This is a genomic window from Streptomyces hilarionis, assembly GCF_024539675.1.
Lineage (GTDB): Bacteria > Actinomycetota > Actinomycetes > Streptomycetales > Streptomycetaceae > Streptomyces > Streptomyces hilarionis.
The window spans coordinates 36,148-52,440 of sequence record NZ_JAHHIT010000049.1 but is presented as its reverse complement, the minus strand read 5'-3'; the positions used below and the strand labels follow the sequence as shown (position 1 = coordinate 52,440).

Below are 16,293 nucleotides of genomic sequence, written 5' to 3'. Positions count from 1 at the left end.
ATGGAAACGTGACAGCCACGCCCGAAACCGCCTCCGGACTCCTCGTGCTCGCCGGCACCCCCATCGGCGACGTCGCGGACGCCCCGCCCCGCCTCGCCGAAGAGCTGACCGGCGCCGACGTGATCGCCGCCGAGGACACCCGCCGGCTGCGCCGGCTCACCCAGGCGCTGGGCGTGACGCCCAGGGGGCGGGTGGTGTCCTACTTCGAGGGCAACGAGTCCGCCCGCACGCCCGAGCTGGTCGAGGAGCTGGTGAACGGCGCCCGGGTGCTGCTGGTCACCGACGCGGGGATGCCCTCCGTGTCCGATCCCGGCTACCGGCTGGTCGCCGCGGCCGTGGAACGCGACGTGCGCGTCACCGCCGTCCCCGGGCCGTCGGCCGTGCTCACCGCGCTCGCCCTGTCCGGGCTGCCCGTGGACCGGTTCTGCTTCGAGGGGTTCCTGCCCCGCAAGGCGGGGGAGCGGCTGTCGCGGCTGCGGGAGGTCGGGCAGGAGCGGCGCACCCTCGTCTACTTCGAGGCCCCGCACCGGCTCGACGACACCCTCGCCGCGATGGCCGAGGTGTTCGGCGCGGACCGCCGGGCCGCCGTCTGCCGCGAGCTGACCAAGACGTACGAGGAGGTGCGGCGCGGACCGCTCGGCGAGCTGGCGGAGTGGGCCGCGCAGGGGGTGCGAGGCGAGATCACCGTCGTCGTCACCGGCGCGCCCGAGCGCGGGCCCGAGGAGCTCGACGCGGCGGAGCTGGTGCGGCGGGTGCGGGTGCGCGAGGAGGCGGGCGAGCGGCGCAAGGAGGCCATCGCGGCGGTGGCGGCGGAGACCGGGCTGCCCAAGCGCGAGGTGTTCGACGCGGTCGTGGCGGCGAAGAACGCGGGGGAACTGTGAGGGTTCCCGCGCGTTCGCGTGACGGCGCCGCCGGGCTTGTGTGACGGCTGTTGCCATCGTGCTGTGAAGCGGCTCACACCCCCTCTGAGCAGGGCGCATGTCGTCTGAGCGTGCGCCCCATGCGGGGGCAAAGGGCCGTCGCCGAAAGCAAAGCCCGGCCCCCTCGCCGGAGCCGCTTCGGCAAGGAAAGTCCAAATCGCCTCCAACAGTGCACAGACCTGATGCCTTCGCGTCCGCCGAGGAGTCCACTGGTGACAGGGACGCACCCGTCCCTCGCTCCCAAGGGCGTTCCGGGGGGAACTCCCGCGCCGGGAGCGCTTGTCCAGCGGACAGCAGGAGCTGGCATGAGTGACATCACAGGGCAGACCGGTCTCCGGGACGGCGCGAGCGCCGTCGTCAACGAGTCGTACTCCTTCGCCTGCATGCGGTGCGGGCACGGCTGGGAGCAGTCGTACGAGATCGAGCACCACACGGACGGCGACGGACGGCAGTTCGTCCTCTACGTGGCGGAGGGCCGGGTCGTGCCGTCGCCGCTGAGCCGCCCCGCGTGCCAGAACTGCGACGGCCACGTCGTGCGGATCATGCGGGCCGGACAGGTCTCGTCCGTGCGCGACGCCTCCCGCCCGCGCAAGGCGGCGCCCCCGGCCGGACCTGTCGAGGCGCCGGCCCCGGAGGCCGGGGAAGGCCCCGCCGGGGCGGGCGCGCACGCCGACCACCACTGGCACCTCTCCGACCTGCTGCACCCCTTCCACCGCAAGGCGGGCTAGGAGCAGGGCGGGCTGGGACGGGCCGGGCGGCCGAGAGCGGTCCGGCCGCCCGGCCGCCGGGTGAGGGCGTTCGGGTGAGGGCGTCGGCCGGGGGCCGCGCGCCCGGTCCGTAGGATCGGGGCATGTCTTCGAACGCCGCCAGGAACGCCGACACCAGCGCCGCGCCGCCGCTCCCGGCCCCCCTCGGGGTGCCGGTCGCCGACTCCCACACCCACCTCGACATGCAGTCGGACACGGTGGAGGAGGCGCTCGCTAAGGCGGCCTCGGTCGGCGTGACGACGGTCGTCCAGGTCGGCTGCGACGTCCGGGGCTCCCGATGGGCCGCCGAGACGGCGGCGGCGCACGACAGCGTCCACGCGGCGGTCGCCCTGCACCCGAACGAGGCCCCGCGCATCGTGCACGGCGACCCCGACAACTGGTCCCGGCAGGGCGCCCGCCGGGCCGGCGGCGCGGCCGCGCTCGACGAGGCGCTCGCCGAGATCGACCGCCTGGCCGCGCTCCCGCACGTCAAAGGCGTCGGCGAGACGGGGCTGGACTACTTCCGCACCGGCCCCGAGGGCAAGGAAGCCCAGGAGTACTCCTTCCGCGCGCACGTGGAGATGGCCAAGCGGCACGGAAAGGCCCTGGTCATCCATGACCGGGAGGCTCACGCGGACGTGCTGCGCGTACTGAAGGAGGAGGGCGCTCCCGAGCGGACCGTCTTCCACTGCTACTCCGGCGACGCCGAGATGGCGCAGATCTGCGCCCGCGCCGGGTACTTCATGTCCTTCGCCGGCAACGTCACGTTCAAGAACGCGCAGAACCTGCGGGACGCCGTCGCCGTGGCCCCGCCGGAACTGCTCCTGGTGGAGACCGACGCCCCGTTCCTGACCCCCGCGCCGTACCGCGGACGGCCCAACGCGCCGTATCTCGTCCCGGTCACGGTGCGTGCCATGGCCGCCGTGCGCGGCGTCGGCGAGGACGCTCTGGCCACCGCACTCGCCGCCAACACGGCACGCGCGTTCGGCTACTGACGGCGGGCCGGCGGAATCGAACGCGACGCTCGGTAGCCGCGCCACTTTGGAGAGTGACCGCGGCTCCGCTAGGTTCTGGGGGCCCGATCCGGAGCCCACCCCCTGGAGCGTGTCGGCGTGAGCAACTCGCAGCACCTCGAGTACGAGCCGTACGGCGGTGGCGGGCCGTCCGTCGACCTGCACAACGCCGAGACGGTCGCGTACGGCGTGTACGCGGCCCCCGGGACCTACGACGACACCTACCGGCCCGCGTACGAGGCCTACGAGCCGCCGCCACCGCCCCAGCCGCCCCAGCCGCGCGCGCCCCGCCCGGCGGCGCCGATGCCGTCCGGGCCCGGCCCGGCGCAGGCCGCGCCCGGACCCCGCCCGAGCCCGCCCGACGGGCCCTACGACTCCTACGCGCCCCACGAGACGTACGCGCCGAACGCGACCGGCGAGACGTACGAGACGTACGGGCCGGATGCGGCGTACGACCTCCACGAGCCGTACGCCCCTCACGGACCCCACGGTCTCCCCGCGGCCCGCCCGGACTCGGGGCCGGGCGCCGGCGCAGGGCGCGCTCCGCCGAACGGCCGGAGTCCCCGATGCGCCGGCTGCTCCCGCAGGCGCTCGTCGTGGCGTTCCTGGCCGGCGGCACCACGGCCTTCGTCGCCGAGGACAAGGCGGTCGAGCTGACCGTCGACGGCAGGCCGCGCACGCTGCACACCTTCGCCGACGACGTGGGCGAACTCCTGGCGGAGGAGGGCGTGAAGGTGGGGGCGCACGACATGGTGGCGCCCGCCCCCGGCACGGCCCTCACCAGCGGCGACGAGATCGCCGTCCGCTACGGACGGCCCGTCCGGCTCACCCTGGACGGCGAGCGCCACGAGCTGTGGACGACCGCGCCCACCGTGGAGGAGGCGCTGCGCCGGCTCGGGGTGCGGGCCGAGGGCGCGTACATGTCGGTCTCGCGCGCGCAGCCGATCGGACGCGCCGGGCTCGCGCTGGACGTGCGCACCGAGCGTTCGGTCACCGTCATGGCCGACGGCCGCGCCCGCACCGTCCGCACCAACGCGGCCACCGTGCGCGAGGTCGTCCGGGCGGCCGGGATCACCCTGCGCGGGCAGGACACCACCTCCGTCGACCCGGGCAGCTTCCCGCGCGACGGGCAGACGGTCACCGTGCTGCGGATCACCGGCTCCCAGGAGGTGCGCGAGGAGCAGATCCCGTTCGCGGTGCGCCGCACCGAGGACCCCTCGCTCTTCAAGGGCACCCAGGTCGTGGAGCGGACCGGACAGCCGGGGCTGCGCCGCGTCACGTACTCCCTGCGCACCGTCAACGGCGTGCGGCAGCGGCCGCGGCGGATCCGCGACGAGGTCGTGCGGGCGCCGCGCACCCAGGTGGTGAAGGTCGGCACGAAGCCGCGGCCGACGTCCGTGCGGGGGGCCGACGGCCTGAACTGGCAGTCCCTCGCCGCCTGCGAGTCGGGCGGCCGGCCGAACGCCGTCGACCCCTCGGGCACCTACGGCGGGCTGTACCAGTTCGACACCCGCACCTGGCAGAGCCTCGGCGGCAGCGGGCGGCCCCAGGACGCGTCGGCGCAGGAGCAGACGTTCCGTGCGAAGAAGCTGTACGTGCGGCGCGGGGCGAGCCCGTGGCCGCACTGCGGGACGCGGCTGCACGGCTGAGACCCGGCGGCGGGCCGCCGAGAGCCGGTCGCGGGCCGGTGGCGGGCGGGAGGGCCGGCGGACCCCCGTACCCTTGTCCCGTGACCAGCAGCCCCACCCCCGACGCCCTCCTGGGCCCCGCCGACGTCCGCGAGCTCGCGGCGGTCCTCGGCGTGCGGCCCACCAAGCAGCGCGGCCAGAACTTCGTGATCGACGCGAACACGGTCCGCCGCATCGTCCGCACCGCGGAGGTCCGGCCCGACGACGTCGTCGTCGAGGTCGGTCCGGGGCTCGGCTCCCTCACCCTGGGCCTGCTGGAGTCCGCCGACCGGGTCACCGCCGTCGAGATCGACGACGTCCTGGCCGGCGCGCTGCCCGCGACGATCGCGGCGCGGATGCCGCAGCGCGCGGAGCGCTTCGCGCTGGTGCACTCCGACGCCATGCACGTCACCGGGCTGCCCGGCCCGGCACCGACCGCGCTGGTCGCGAACCTGCCGTACAACGTGGCCGTGCCCGTGCTGCTGCACATGCTGGAGACCTTTCCGAGCATCGAGCGCACCCTCGTCATGGTCCAGTCGGAGGTCGCCGACCGGCTCGCCGCCGGGCCCGGCTCGAAGGTGTACGGCGTGCCCTCCGTCAAGGCCAACTGGTACGCCCGGGTCAAGCGGGCCGGCGCGATCGGGCGCAACGTCTTCTGGCCCGCGCCGAACGTGGACAGCGGCCTGGTGTCGCTGGTGCGGCGCGCCGAGCCGATCGCGACCACCGCCTCGCGGCGCGAGGTGTTCGCCGTCGTCGACGCGGCGTTCGCGCAGCGCCGCAAGACCCTGCGGGCGGCGCTGGCGGGCTGGGCGGGCTCCGCGGCGCTGGCCGAGGCCGCCCTCGTGGCGGCCGGCGTCTCCCCGCAGGCCCGCGGCGAGGCCCTCACGGTCGAGGAGTTCGCCAGGATCGCCGAGCACAAGGTTTCCGAGGAGTCGTCCGAGTGAGCGTCACCGTGCGGGTGCCCGCCAAGGTCAACGTGCAGCTCGCGGTGGGCGCCGCCAGAGCGGACGGCTTCCACGACCTGGCGAACGTCTTCCTGGCCGTCGGCCTGTACGACGAGGTCACCGTGACCCCGGCCGACGGGCTGCGCGTCACCTGCGAGGGCCCGGACGCCGCCCAGGTCCCCCTGGACCGCACGAACCTCGCCGCGCGGGCCGCGATCGCGCTGGCCGGGCGCTGCGGCCGCACCCCCGACGTCCATGTGCACATCGTCAAGGACATCCCCGTCGCCGGGGGCATGGCCGGGGGCAGCGCGGACGGCGCGGGCGCCCTGCTGGCCTGCGACGCGCTGTGGGGCGTCGGCGCCTCGCGCGAGGAACTCCTCGACATCTGCGCCGAGTTGGGCAGCGACGTGCCGTTCAGCCTGGCCGGCGGGGCCGCCCTCGGCATCGGGCGCGGCGAGCAGCTGACGGCCCTGGAGACCGGCGGCGCCTTCCACTGGGTGTTCGCCACGGCCGCGCGGGGGCTGTCGACCCCGGCCGTGTTCCGGGAGTTCGACCGGCTGACGGCCGGACTCGACGTCCCCGAGCCGGTCGCCTCGCCCGAACTCCTCGCCGCCCTCGCCAAGGGCGACCCCGACGCGCTGGCGGCCACCGTCTCCAACGACCTCCAGCCCGCGGCCCTCTCGCTCTTCCCCGAGCTGGCGGACACGCTCGCCGCGGGGCGCGCGGCCGGGGCGCTCACGAGCCTCGTCTCGGGCTCGGGCCCGACCACCGCGTTCCTCGCCCGCGACCCCGAGGCCGCCGCACGGATCGCCGGGGCGCTGCGCACGTCGGGCACCTGCCGGAGCGTGCGCGTGGCGTCGGGCCCCGCGCCGGGGGCGACGATCGTCGGGAACGCGGCCTAGCAGTCCGGCGATGCGGCGTCGCGGCCGTTCAGTGGTCCGGCTGCCGGTAATCGGGCTGCCGTGAGCGGCCCGTCCCCTCTAAGCTCCCTCGGCCGGTCACACTGTGGGACCGGCCGACGGAGGGATGCGCGTGAGGTCGACGGAACTGGTCGAAGCCGTCCTGCGGGGCGACGCCGAAGCGGCCGGGGAACTGCTGGCCGGCGGGGCGGACCCGGAGACCTGTGACCCGGCCGACGGTCTCCCCCTGCTCTGTGTGGCCGTCGCGGCGTACGACGCGAAGCTCGCCGAGGCGCTGGTCGGGGTCGGCGCCGACCCGCTGCGCCCGCTGCCCGACGGCGGGAGCCCGCTGCTGCGGGCGGTGGACGGCGGCTCGACGGCCATGACCTCGGCACTGCTGCCGGAGACCGTAGGGCTGACGTCCGCTCAGCGCGCGGAGCTGCTGGACCGGGCCCGGTTCTGGACCGGCGCCGACCTGGAGGCCGAGCTGCGCCGCAGGACCGGCGTCCCGGGGCCGGCGGTGCGCGAGCGGGTCGAGGACCCGGACGGCTACTGCCACTACGAGCAGATCACCCTGGGCGGTCTGACCGTGCGCGACGGCCATGCCGGGGTGCTCATCGCGTTGGAGGAGCGCTTCGGGACGGGCGCGCCGTTCGACGAGGTGCTCGCGCGGGCGCTCGTGCGGCCGGACCGGGACCACGCGGTGTGGACGGAGGCGGTGGTCCGGCTGTCCTGGCGGCGGCACGAACCGACCTGGGCGGCCGCGGCCGCCCTGCGCGACCACCCGGACCGCCTGCGCCGCCTCTTCGCCGCGGACCTGCTGAGGCTCATGGCCGTCAGCGACCCGCTCGACGGGTCCCGGGCGTCCGCGGGGCAGAACTTCGCGCTGTTCTTCCCTTGGGCCTCGACGGAGGAGGACCCCGAGGTGCTGGCGCTCGTGCTGGACGCGGCGGCCGACGAGGGAGAGGAGCACGCCGAGGAGATCGGGGCGCTCGGCCTGCGATACGCGACCCATCCCGATCCCCGGGTGCGCTGCGAGGTGCCGTCCGCCCTGTTCAGGTGGCGCGCGGGAGGTGAGGGCGCGCAGACACGTTCCGCGCGCCTCGACGCCCTCTACGCGCTGGCGCGCGATCCGGACCGCGCCGTGCGAGAGCGGGCGGCCTACCAGCTGACGCACGTCGTCGAGGAGGCGCCCGGCATCGAGGACGTGCTGGCCGGACTCCTCGACGACGAACTGCGGGAGACCCGGGTGCACGCCGCCCGCGGTCTCGCGCTGCACGGCGACCCGCGCTGCGTGGAGGCCGCGCGGCGACTGCGTCCCCTCGTCCCCGACGCCTGGCCCGACGACGACCTCATCCGGGCGATGTGGAGATACGAGGAGGCTGCGACGAGAACCGTCCCCGACCCCGACTGAGCGCCACCGCCGAGCCCGGCCGGCGGCCGTTCCCGGGTCCGGCTGAGCGCCGCCGGGTCCGGCCGAGCGCCGCCCCGAAGTCCGGCCGCGGGCAGGTGGCGGGTCGGGTTGCGGGCGGTGGGGAGAGCCGGTCGGTACGGGGACGCGTTCGCCGGGCTCGGCGGCGTCGTGCGCGGGGCTCGCGGGGGCGGGGCGTCCGCCGGGGGTGCGCGACCAGCAGCCGTCCGCGGTCCGGCCCCGCCCGCCCGACGCCGGGGGCGGGCAGCGACCACGCACGCGCCGCCGCTGAACAGCGCACACGGATTCCACGCGCCGGGCCCGGACATCGCACGCCGTGCGGAAGCAGTTCCCGCACGGACGGCTCGCCGCGCGACCGCTCCGTTCCGGCGGGCTCCCGCCCCCGGCCGGACGGGTGGGTCGGCGGTGCGGGCCGCCGGACTACCCTGGAGGGTCGATCGATCCCCCCGGGCAGGAGAGAAATGGCCGTCAATCTGGTCAATGTCGAGAACGTCAGCAAGGTGTACGGAACCCGTGCCCTCCTCGACGGCATCTCGCTCGGCGTGTCCGAAGGGGACCGGATCGGCGTCGTCGGCCGCAACGGCGACGGCAAGACCACGCTGATCCGCATGCTGGCGAAGCTGGAGGACGCCGACACCGGCCGGGTCACGCACTCCGGCGGGCTGCGCATGGGCGTGCTCACCCAGCACGACTCCCTGGACCCGGCCGCGACCGTCCGGCACGAGGTCATCCGCGACCTGGCCGACCACGAGTGGGCCGGCAACGCCAAGATCCGCGACGTGCTGACCGGACTGTTCGGCGGGCTCGACCTGCCCGGCTTCCCGCAGGGCCTGGACACCGTCATCGGCCCCCTCTCCGGCGGTGAGCGCCGCCGGATCGCGCTGGCCAAGCTGCTGATCGACGAGCAGGACCTGATCGTCCTCGACGAGCCGACCAACCACCTCGACGTCGAGGGCATCTCCTGGCTCGCCCGGCACCTGCGCGAGCGCCGCTCCGCGCTCGTCTGCGTCACCCACGACCGCTGGTTCCTGGACCAGGTCTGCACCCGCATGTGGGACGTCCAGCGCGGCGACGTCCACGAGTACGAGGGCGGCTACTCCGACTACGTCTTCGCGCGCGCCGAGCGTGAGCGGATCGCCGCGACCGAGGAGACCAAGCGGCAGAACCTGGTCCGCAAGGAGCTGGCCTGGCTGCGGCGCGGCGCCCCCGCGCGCACGTCCAAGCCGCGCTTCCGCGTGGAGGCCGCCAACGAGCTGATCGCCGACGTGCCGCCGCCCCGGGACAGCAGCGAGCTGATGAAGTTCGCCTCCTCGCGCCTGGGCAGGACGGTGTTCGACCTGGAGGACGTCACCGTCCAGGCCGGCCCCAAGGTGCTGCTCAAGCACATCACCTGGCACCTCGGCCCCGGCGACCGCATCGGCCTGGTCGGCGTCAACGGCGCGGGCAAGACCTCCCTGCTGCGCGCCCTGGCCGACGCCGCCCGCAGCGAGGGCGAGACGCAGCCCGCGGCCGGCCGGATCGCCGTCGGCAAGACGGTCAAGCTGGCCTACCTCTCCCAGGAGGTCGGCGAGCTCGACCCGAACCTGCGCGTCCTGGAGGCCGTGCAGCAGGTGCGCGAGCGCGTCGACCTCGGCAAGGGGCGGGAGATGACCGCCGGGCAGCTGTGCGAGACGTTCGGCTTCAACAAGGACAAGCAGTGGACGCCGGTCGGGGACCTGTCCGGCGGTGAGCGCCGCCGCCTCCAGATCCTGCGCCTGCTCATGGACGAGCCCAACGTCCTCTTCCTCGACGAGCCCACCAACGACCTCGACATCGAGACCCTCACCCAGCTGGAGGACCTCCTCGACGGCTGGCCCGGCTCGATGATCGTCATCTCCCACGACCGCTTCTTCGTGGAGCGCACCACGGACCGGGTCTTCGCCCTGCTCGGCGACGCCGCCCTGCGGATGCTCCCGCGCGGCATCGACGAGTACATCGAGCGCCGGCAGCGCATGGAGGAGGCCGCCGCCGCCTCCGCCCCGGCCGCCGTGCAGAAGGCCGCGCCGGAGAAGAGCGCCGCCGACCAGCGCGCCGCCAAGAAGGAACTTCAGAAGATCGAGCGGCAGTTGGACAAGACGTCCGAGAAGGAGGCCAAGCTGCACGCCCAGATCGCCGACCACGCCACCGACTTCGAGAAGGTCGCCGGACTGGACGCACAGCTGCGCGAGTTGGCCGCCGAGCGCGAGGAGCTGGAGATGCGATGGCTGGAACTCGCCGAGGACGCGTGAAGGGTGCGTGAAGGCGCATAACGAGGGCATCACGGGCCGGTCCTCCCTTGGAAACAGGGGCGGATGCGGCCCGTTGGCCTTGCGGCGGCGGGTGATAGAAAGAGCCGTCTGCGTACATCTGAAGACGGCTCCGGGTGGTCACTGACCCGGGGGCGTGGCTAGAAAACAGTGACAAGGGGGAACACGTCGATGGCTCAGCCACCCGATCAGCCGCCGCAGCAGGGTGGTTTCGGAGCACCGCAGGACGGCCCGCCGCCGGCCGGCCCCACGCCGCCGCAGGGCGGCTTCGGCGCGCCGCAGCAGCCGCCGCAGCCGCCCCAGGGCCCGCCCGCGCCGGCCTCGCCGCAGCCCGGCTACGGCTACCCGCAGCAGCCCGGGCCGTACGGTCAGCCCCAGCAGCCGGGCCCCTACGGTCAGCCCGGCCCGTACGGTCAGCCGAGCGGTCCCTACGGCCCGCAGCCCGGCTACGGCTACCCCCAGCAGCCCCCGTTCCCCGGCGCGCCCGGCGCTCCGGGCACCCCGCCGGGTGGCGGCCGCAACCCCTTCCGAGGCCGGCCCGCGCTGGTGGTCGGGGCCGCGGTCGCGGCGCTCCTGGTCGTCGGCGGCACCGTGTTCGCGGTCACCCGCGGGGACGACGAGGGCGGCAAGAAGCCGGTCGCCGCACCGAGCGACGACGGCAAGGCCACGCCGAGCGCCGCCCCGGTGAACCCGGGCGACGGCAGCGGCGACGGCGGCGGCGGCGACGAGGACCAGGACTTCAACGCCGGCCGCAAGGCGGGCGAGGCGAAGGTGCTCTGGTACAAGGAGGCGCCCGACGCCCCCGCCTCCGGCGCCGAGGCCCCCGGCATGTGGATCACCGGCAAGACGGCCGTGAAGGCCGCCTACAAGGAGCTCGTCGCGTACAACGTCGGCGACGGCCGGCCGACCTGGGCGGCCCTCACGCTCCCGCAGAAGATCTGCGCCGTCACCCCGCAGAAGACGGCGGACGAGAAGATCGTCGTCGCCTACATGAGCGGGACCAGCGACCGCGCCAAGTGCAACCAGCTCCAGCAGGTCGACCTGAACACCGGAGCCAAGGGCTGGACGGCCGTCGTCGCGGACGGCGCGCTGTTCGACAGCGCGATCAGCGTGGAGCTGTCGCTGGCCGGCAACACCCTGATGGTGGGCCGCTCGCAGTCCGGGACGGCCTACGACGTCCGCACCGGCAAGAAGCTGTACGACAAGCAGAAGTACGGCGACGCGTGTTTCCCGACCGCGTTCGCCGGCGGCGCGCGGCTGATCGCGGTGGCCTCCTGCGACGCGAGCGACCCGACCGAGCACGACGAGATCCAGGAACTGGACCCGGCGACCGGCAAGGTCAGGTGGACGCAGAAGTTCGACAAGGGCTGGTCGGTCGGCAAGACGTTCTCCGTCGACCCGTTGGTCGTCTACAGCACCAACGAGGACAAGAAGAACTGGAACATCACGACGTTCGGGCCGACCGGCTCGCTCCGTTCCCAGGTCCACGTCAACGAGAACTTCGCGCCCCAGTGCGAGGGCGGGTTCCTCCAGCGCAACCTCACGGGCTGCGCGGGCGTGGCCTCCGACGCGGGCACGCTGTACCTCCCCACCGAGACCAAGAGCGGTCCCAACGAGATCGTGGCGATCGACCTGTCCACCGGCAAGGAGAAGTGGCGCGTCAAGTCGCCCACGGACGAGGCCATGCTGCCGGTGAAGACCGAGGGCGGGCAGCTCGTCGCCTACGTCGAGCCGTCGTACGAGGCGCCGGGCCGCGTGGTGGGCATCCCGACGGCCGGCTCCGCGCACACGCCCAGGACGCTGATGCAGCTGCCCCGGAGCACGGCCGACATCGAGGACAGCTTCTTCTCCCGGGACATCGACTGGGTCGGCGGACGCTTCTACATCTCCACCACCAGGCTGACGGGCAACGACGACACGAAGGAGAAGCTGATGCTCGCCTACGGCAAGTAGGGCGACCGGCCGCCCCGCGGCCCGCCACCGCTCCCCGCTCTCGCCCGCCCGGGCCCTGCTCTTCCATCCGCTGACCGGACCCTGGGCCCTGAGCTGTCTGCGAGGGCTCGACGAACGGGGCGGTCCCGGCGGCGGTCCACCGGGAGTTCCGCGGGACGAGCCCCGGATCCACGCGCTTTGGCGGGACCTGGCCCACTTCGGCGCGATCGCCGCCGCCGCGGCCGCCCGGGCCGGGATCCCCTACGCGCTGCGGCTGACCGCGCGCGCCGGACTGCTGACCCTGCCCTCGCTCGGCGCACTGCACACCGCCCGTCCCGGCGACGCGCCCGTCGACGTCACCCATCGGGACGGCAGGCTGACGCTTCGTCAACCCGATGCGCCGGACGTCGTCGTGCACCTGGAGAGCGGGCTGGGGGCCTGGTCCGGCGCCCTGGCCTGGACGCCGCTGCACGCGCTGCCCGGACTGGAGCCGCACGGCGCCGCCGTTCCCCTGGAGGACCTCGATCCCTACGGTGCGGCGCCGGGCCCCCGGCACCGGGCCTTCGGCGGACCGGCCACGCTCGACGACGCCGACCGCAAGCGGTGGCTCCAGGCCTGGTCGGGCACGGCCGCCGCGCTGCGCACCGGCGGCGAGCACCGGGTGGCCGGGGCGGTGGCGCTGCTGCGCTGCCTGGTCCCGCTGGAGCGGCCGCCCGGCGCCGGCGCCGACGGGCGGGACTCGTGCAGCGCGACCCGGCACGAGGCGTTCGGCGCCCTGCTCGCCAGCACCCCGCACGACGCCGTGGCCTTCGCGGAGACACTCGTCCACGAACTGCACCACGCCCAACTCGCCGCCCTGTCAGACGCGGTGACGCTGCATCACGCACCGCCGGAGGCACGGTACTTCGCTCCGTGGAAGACGGAGCCCCGTCCCTACGACGCCCTGTTGCAGGGGGCCTACGCCCACCTCGCCGTGGCGCACTACTTCCAGCGGCGGGCGCTCACCGCGCCCCTCCCCGCGCCCGACCGCGCGTACGCGTGGTCCCGGCACGCCCGCTACCGCGCCCAGGTCGGAGCGGCCCTCCCGGCGCTGGTCGGCTCGCCCGACCTGACCGTGCGGGGACGTCTGTTCGTCGACGAGATGGCCGCCGCCTTCGAACGCATGGCCGAACATCCGGCCCCCCGCGCCCACACGGCGCGCGCGCAGGCGTATGTGAGAGCGGCGCGCGCTCTGTGGACGCAACGTCATGCTTCCGCCTTGCCACGCCCGAAAGACTGAGGATGGCCTGCGCGGGGCGGTCCGGTGCGCGAAGATCTCCGAGCCGGGGCGCGCGTCCGACAGTCGGCACACTTACGCACGCCGCGCCGAGGACCTAGGATTTTGGTACTACGCGCTGGAGGCCGTCGCATGTCTGGAGCTCGTACACCGGTCGGGGCAACCGGGAGAGGGGCCGCGAGGCAGACGGTCACGATCCACTTCGCCGGCTTCAACCGAGCCTGGGCGGCCTGGATCGGGGACCGGCTGGAGAGGCGCGGCCTGCGGGTCGTCTACCTGCGCTGGGACTCCCCGGCGGAGGTGCCCCTCGTCGACCTGCTGCGGGACCTGGAACTCGCCGAGGGACGCATCCTCATCGTCGTCAGCGAGTGGTACTTCCAACTCGGCCCCCGCACGCAGGAGGAGTGGAACGCGGCGCTGCGCGAGGTCGTCGCCCCCGACGCCTCCCGGTTCGCCGCCGTCTCGGTCACCTCGGCCTCCGTGCCCGCGGCGACCGCGGTCCTCGCCCCCGTCGACCTGACCAACATGGGCGCCGAGGAGGCCGAGCGCCGTCTGCTCGACCGCCTCGACCTGCCGACCGACCCCCTGCCGGACAACGGCGACGCCGCGCGCCGCGGCCCCCGCTTCCCGTCGGCGATGCCCGAGGTCTGGGGCGGGGTGCCCCGCCGCAACACCCGCTTCACCGGCCGCGAGACGCTGCTCAACGACGCCTACCACGTGCTGCGGGGCGCCGAGCCCGGCGCCGGCGTCGTCACCTTCCACGGCATGTCCGGCGTCGGCAAGACGCAGATGGCCGCCGAGTACGTCTACCGGTTCGGCTCCGAGTACGACGTGGTGTGGTGGGTCAACGCCGAGAAACGCGTGACCTACCGGCGGCTGCTCGCCGAACTCGCCCCCAAACTCGGCCTTCAGACCGGCCAGGAGTACGGCGAACGGCTGCGCGCCGTGCGCGACTCGCTGCGCCGCGGCGAACCGTACGGACGGTGGCTGCTCATCCTCGACGGAGCGGACGAGCCCGACCAGATCTGGGACCTGGTGCCGACCGGCCCCGGCCACGTCATCATCACCTCCCGCAACCCCGAGTGGACCGAGCACAACAGCAAGCTGCTGGAGGTGCCCGTCTACGCCCGCGACGAGTCGGTGGCGTTCATCCGGCGCCGCGCGCCCCGGCTGTCGGAGGCGGAGGCCGACCAGCTCGCGGAGGCGCTGGAGGACCTGCCGCTGTTGCTCGACCAGACGGCCGGCTGGCTGAACGACTCCGACCTGTCGGTCCGCCAGTACATCGCCCTGCTGGACGGCGGCATCGACAACGACGTGGTGAAGGTGTCGGCGGACTTCCCGCTCGCCTTCCAGACCGCCTGGTCGATACTGCTGAACAAACTCCGCGAGACCGTCCCCGAGTCGGTCGACCTGCTGCGGCTGTGCACCTTCTTCGCCCCGGGCTTCATCCCCGTCCGGCTGCTGCGCGAGATGTCCAGCGACGAACTGCCCGAACAGCTCGCCGGGCTGCTCAACGACCCGCTGCTGTGGAACAAGGCCATCAACCAGCTCCGCCAGTACTCGGTGGTCCGGCTGGAGTCCCACGAGGCGGTCGGCGACGAGGCGGCGGCCTCCGGGGAGTCGCTGTACCTGCACCGCATGGTGCACCAGATCGTGCGCAAGGACATGCCCGACGCCGACCGCAAGGAGTTCATCGACGTCGTACGGCAGGCCCTCGCCGCGGCCGACCCGCGACGGCCCACCGACCCGGAACTGTGGCCCGGGTACGCCCAGATCGTGCCGCACCTGAAGTACGCCGACGTGCTCCAGACGCAGGATCCGGGCGTCCAGCGGCTGGTGTTCAACTGCCTGCGCTACATGTACTTCTCCGGCGAGTACAACGCCGGCATCAAGCTCGGCGGGCGCGCGATGCAGGCGTGGCGTGAGCTGCTCGGCCCGACCCACCCCAGGATCTGGGAGCTGAGCTACCACTACACCAACCTGCTGCGCGCCGTCGGCGACTACGCGACGACCGAGGCGCTCAGCCGCGCCGCGTCCGAGCACCTGAAGGACGAGCGCGGCCCCCAGGACCTGGAGCACCTGCGGGCCGCGGCCGGCCTCGCCGCCGACCTGCGCGGCCTCGGCCGCTACGACGAGGCGCTGGAGCTGTCCCAGTGGGTCCTGGTGGGCTACCGCGACCTGCTCGGCGAGCAGGACTCGCGCAGCCTCAACTCGCTGAACAACCTGGCCGTCTCCCTGCGCCTGCTCGGCCGCTACCAGGAAGCCCTGGACATCGACCGGCAGACCCTGGAGTCGCGGCGGGTGCTGCTGCGGGCCCGCCACCCGTGGACGCTCAGTTCCGAGATCTACTACGCCGTCGACCTGCGGCTCCTCGGCCGTTACGCCGAGGCGGAGTCGATGCAGGCGAAGAACGTGCGCGAGAGCCGTCTCGTCATGGGCCGCGACAACCCCCAGACCCTCAGCGCCGAGCACAACCTGGCGCTGTGCCGCTACCGCCTGGGCGAGCGCGACCGCGGCCGCGACCGCGCCGGCGAGCGGGAGGAGCCCGGCGAGCTGCTGTCGAGCGTCCTGGAGCGCGGTGAGCGGGTGCTGGGCGAGACGCACCCGCTGACCCTGATCTTCGCCACGGCGCAGAGCTGCTACGCCCGCGAGCACGGGGACATCGACCAGGCCCGCGAGCTCAGCGAGGCCGTCGTCGCCCGCTACGAGGTGATGCTCGACGAGGGGCACCCCTTCGTCGCCGGCTCCCGGGCCAACCAGGCGCTGATCCTGCGCAACGTCGGCGAGCGGGAGACCGGGCACGTCCTGCTGGAGCAGGCACTGGCCTCGATGACCGAGGCGGTGGGGGAGAACCATCCCTGGACGCTGGGCTGCGCGCTGAACGCCTCCGCCCTGCGCAACATCGTCGGCGACCCCGAGAGCGCCGCCGACCTCAGCCGGGACACGGTGACCCGCGCCATCGAGTCGCTCGGCCGCACCCACCCGCTGACCCTGTCGGCGCGGATCGCGCACGCGGCGGACCTGCGGGCCCTGCGGGACCGCCGGCAGGCGGAGAAGGTCGAGCAGGAGGCCCTCTCCGACTTCGACTCGACGCTGGGCAGCAAGCACCCGCACACCGTCTCGGCCCGCTCCCGCAACCGGCCCTACTGGGACTTCGAGCCCCAGGTCATCTGAGCCGG

General features: G+C 74.1%; 10 protein-coding genes and 1 pseudogene. All 11 read left to right on the top strand.

Annotated features, from left to right (window positions below):
• The first annotated feature begins 8 nt into the window (after window positions 1–8).
• On the top strand, window positions 9–881 hold the full coding sequence (gene rsmI / locus KMS84_RS12190; RefSeq protein WP_256916180.1) for a 16S rRNA (cytidine(1402)-2'-O)-methyltransferase: 873 nt from the start codon (window positions 9–11) through the stop codon (window positions 879–881).
• Between the two features lie 344 nt (window positions 882–1,225).
• Entirely contained in the window at window positions 1,226–1,648 is a 423-nt protein-coding gene (locus tag KMS84_RS12185) for a hypothetical protein (protein ID WP_256916179.1), read from the top strand.
• 122 nt (window positions 1,649–1,770) lie between these two features.
• The gene (locus KMS84_RS12180) at window positions 1,771–2,661 is read left to right on the top strand and encodes a TatD family hydrolase (RefSeq protein WP_256916178.1); all 891 of its coding nucleotides are present in this window, start codon (window positions 1,771–1,773) and stop codon (window positions 2,659–2,661) included.
• Between the two features lie 117 nt (window positions 2,662–2,778).
• Window positions 2,779–4,328, top strand: a pseudogene (locus tag KMS84_RS12175) (resuscitation-promoting factor).
• An 80-nt stretch (window positions 4,329–4,408) separates the two neighbouring features.
• Window positions 4,409–5,290, top strand: coding sequence for a 16S rRNA (adenine(1518)-N(6)/adenine(1519)-N(6))-dimethyltransferase RsmA (gene rsmA, locus KMS84_RS12170; RefSeq protein WP_256916177.1), 882 nt, complete (start codon window positions 4,409–4,411; stop codon window positions 5,288–5,290).
• The gene (locus KMS84_RS12165; RefSeq protein WP_256916176.1) at window positions 5,287–6,192 is read left to right on the top strand and encodes a 4-(cytidine 5'-diphospho)-2-C-methyl-D-erythritol kinase; all 906 of its coding nucleotides are present in this window, start codon (window positions 5,287–5,289) and stop codon (window positions 6,190–6,192) included. The genes rsmA and KMS84_RS12165 overlap by 4 nt, the downstream gene beginning before the upstream one ends.
• 130 nt (window positions 6,193–6,322) lie before the next feature.
• Window positions 6,323–7,603, top strand: a complete 1,281-nt coding sequence (locus KMS84_RS12160) for a hypothetical protein (protein WP_256916175.1) — start codon at window positions 6,323–6,325, stop codon at window positions 7,601–7,603.
• Between the two features lie 479 nt (window positions 7,604–8,082).
• Entirely contained in the window at window positions 8,083–9,888 is a 1,806-nt protein-coding gene (locus KMS84_RS12155) for an ABC-F family ATP-binding cassette domain-containing protein (RefSeq protein ID WP_256916174.1), read from the top strand.
• A 189-nt stretch (window positions 9,889–10,077) separates the two neighbouring features.
• Window positions 10,078–11,859, top strand: a complete 1,782-nt coding sequence (locus KMS84_RS12150; RefSeq protein ID WP_256916173.1) for an outer membrane protein assembly factor BamB family protein — start codon at window positions 10,078–10,080, stop codon at window positions 11,857–11,859.
• 391 nt (window positions 11,860–12,250) lie between these two features.
• Window positions 12,251–13,117 (top strand): aKG-HExxH-type peptide beta-hydroxylase, encoded by an 867-nt coding sequence (locus KMS84_RS12145; protein WP_256916172.1) that lies wholly within the window; start codon window positions 12,251–12,253, stop codon window positions 13,115–13,117.
• Between the two features lie 129 nt (window positions 13,118–13,246).
• On the top strand, window positions 13,247–16,288 hold the full coding sequence (gene fxsT, locus KMS84_RS12140) for an FxSxx-COOH system tetratricopeptide repeat protein (RefSeq protein WP_256916171.1): 3,042 nt from the start codon (window positions 13,247–13,249) through the stop codon (window positions 16,286–16,288).
• Window positions 16,289–16,293 lie beyond the last annotated feature (5 nt).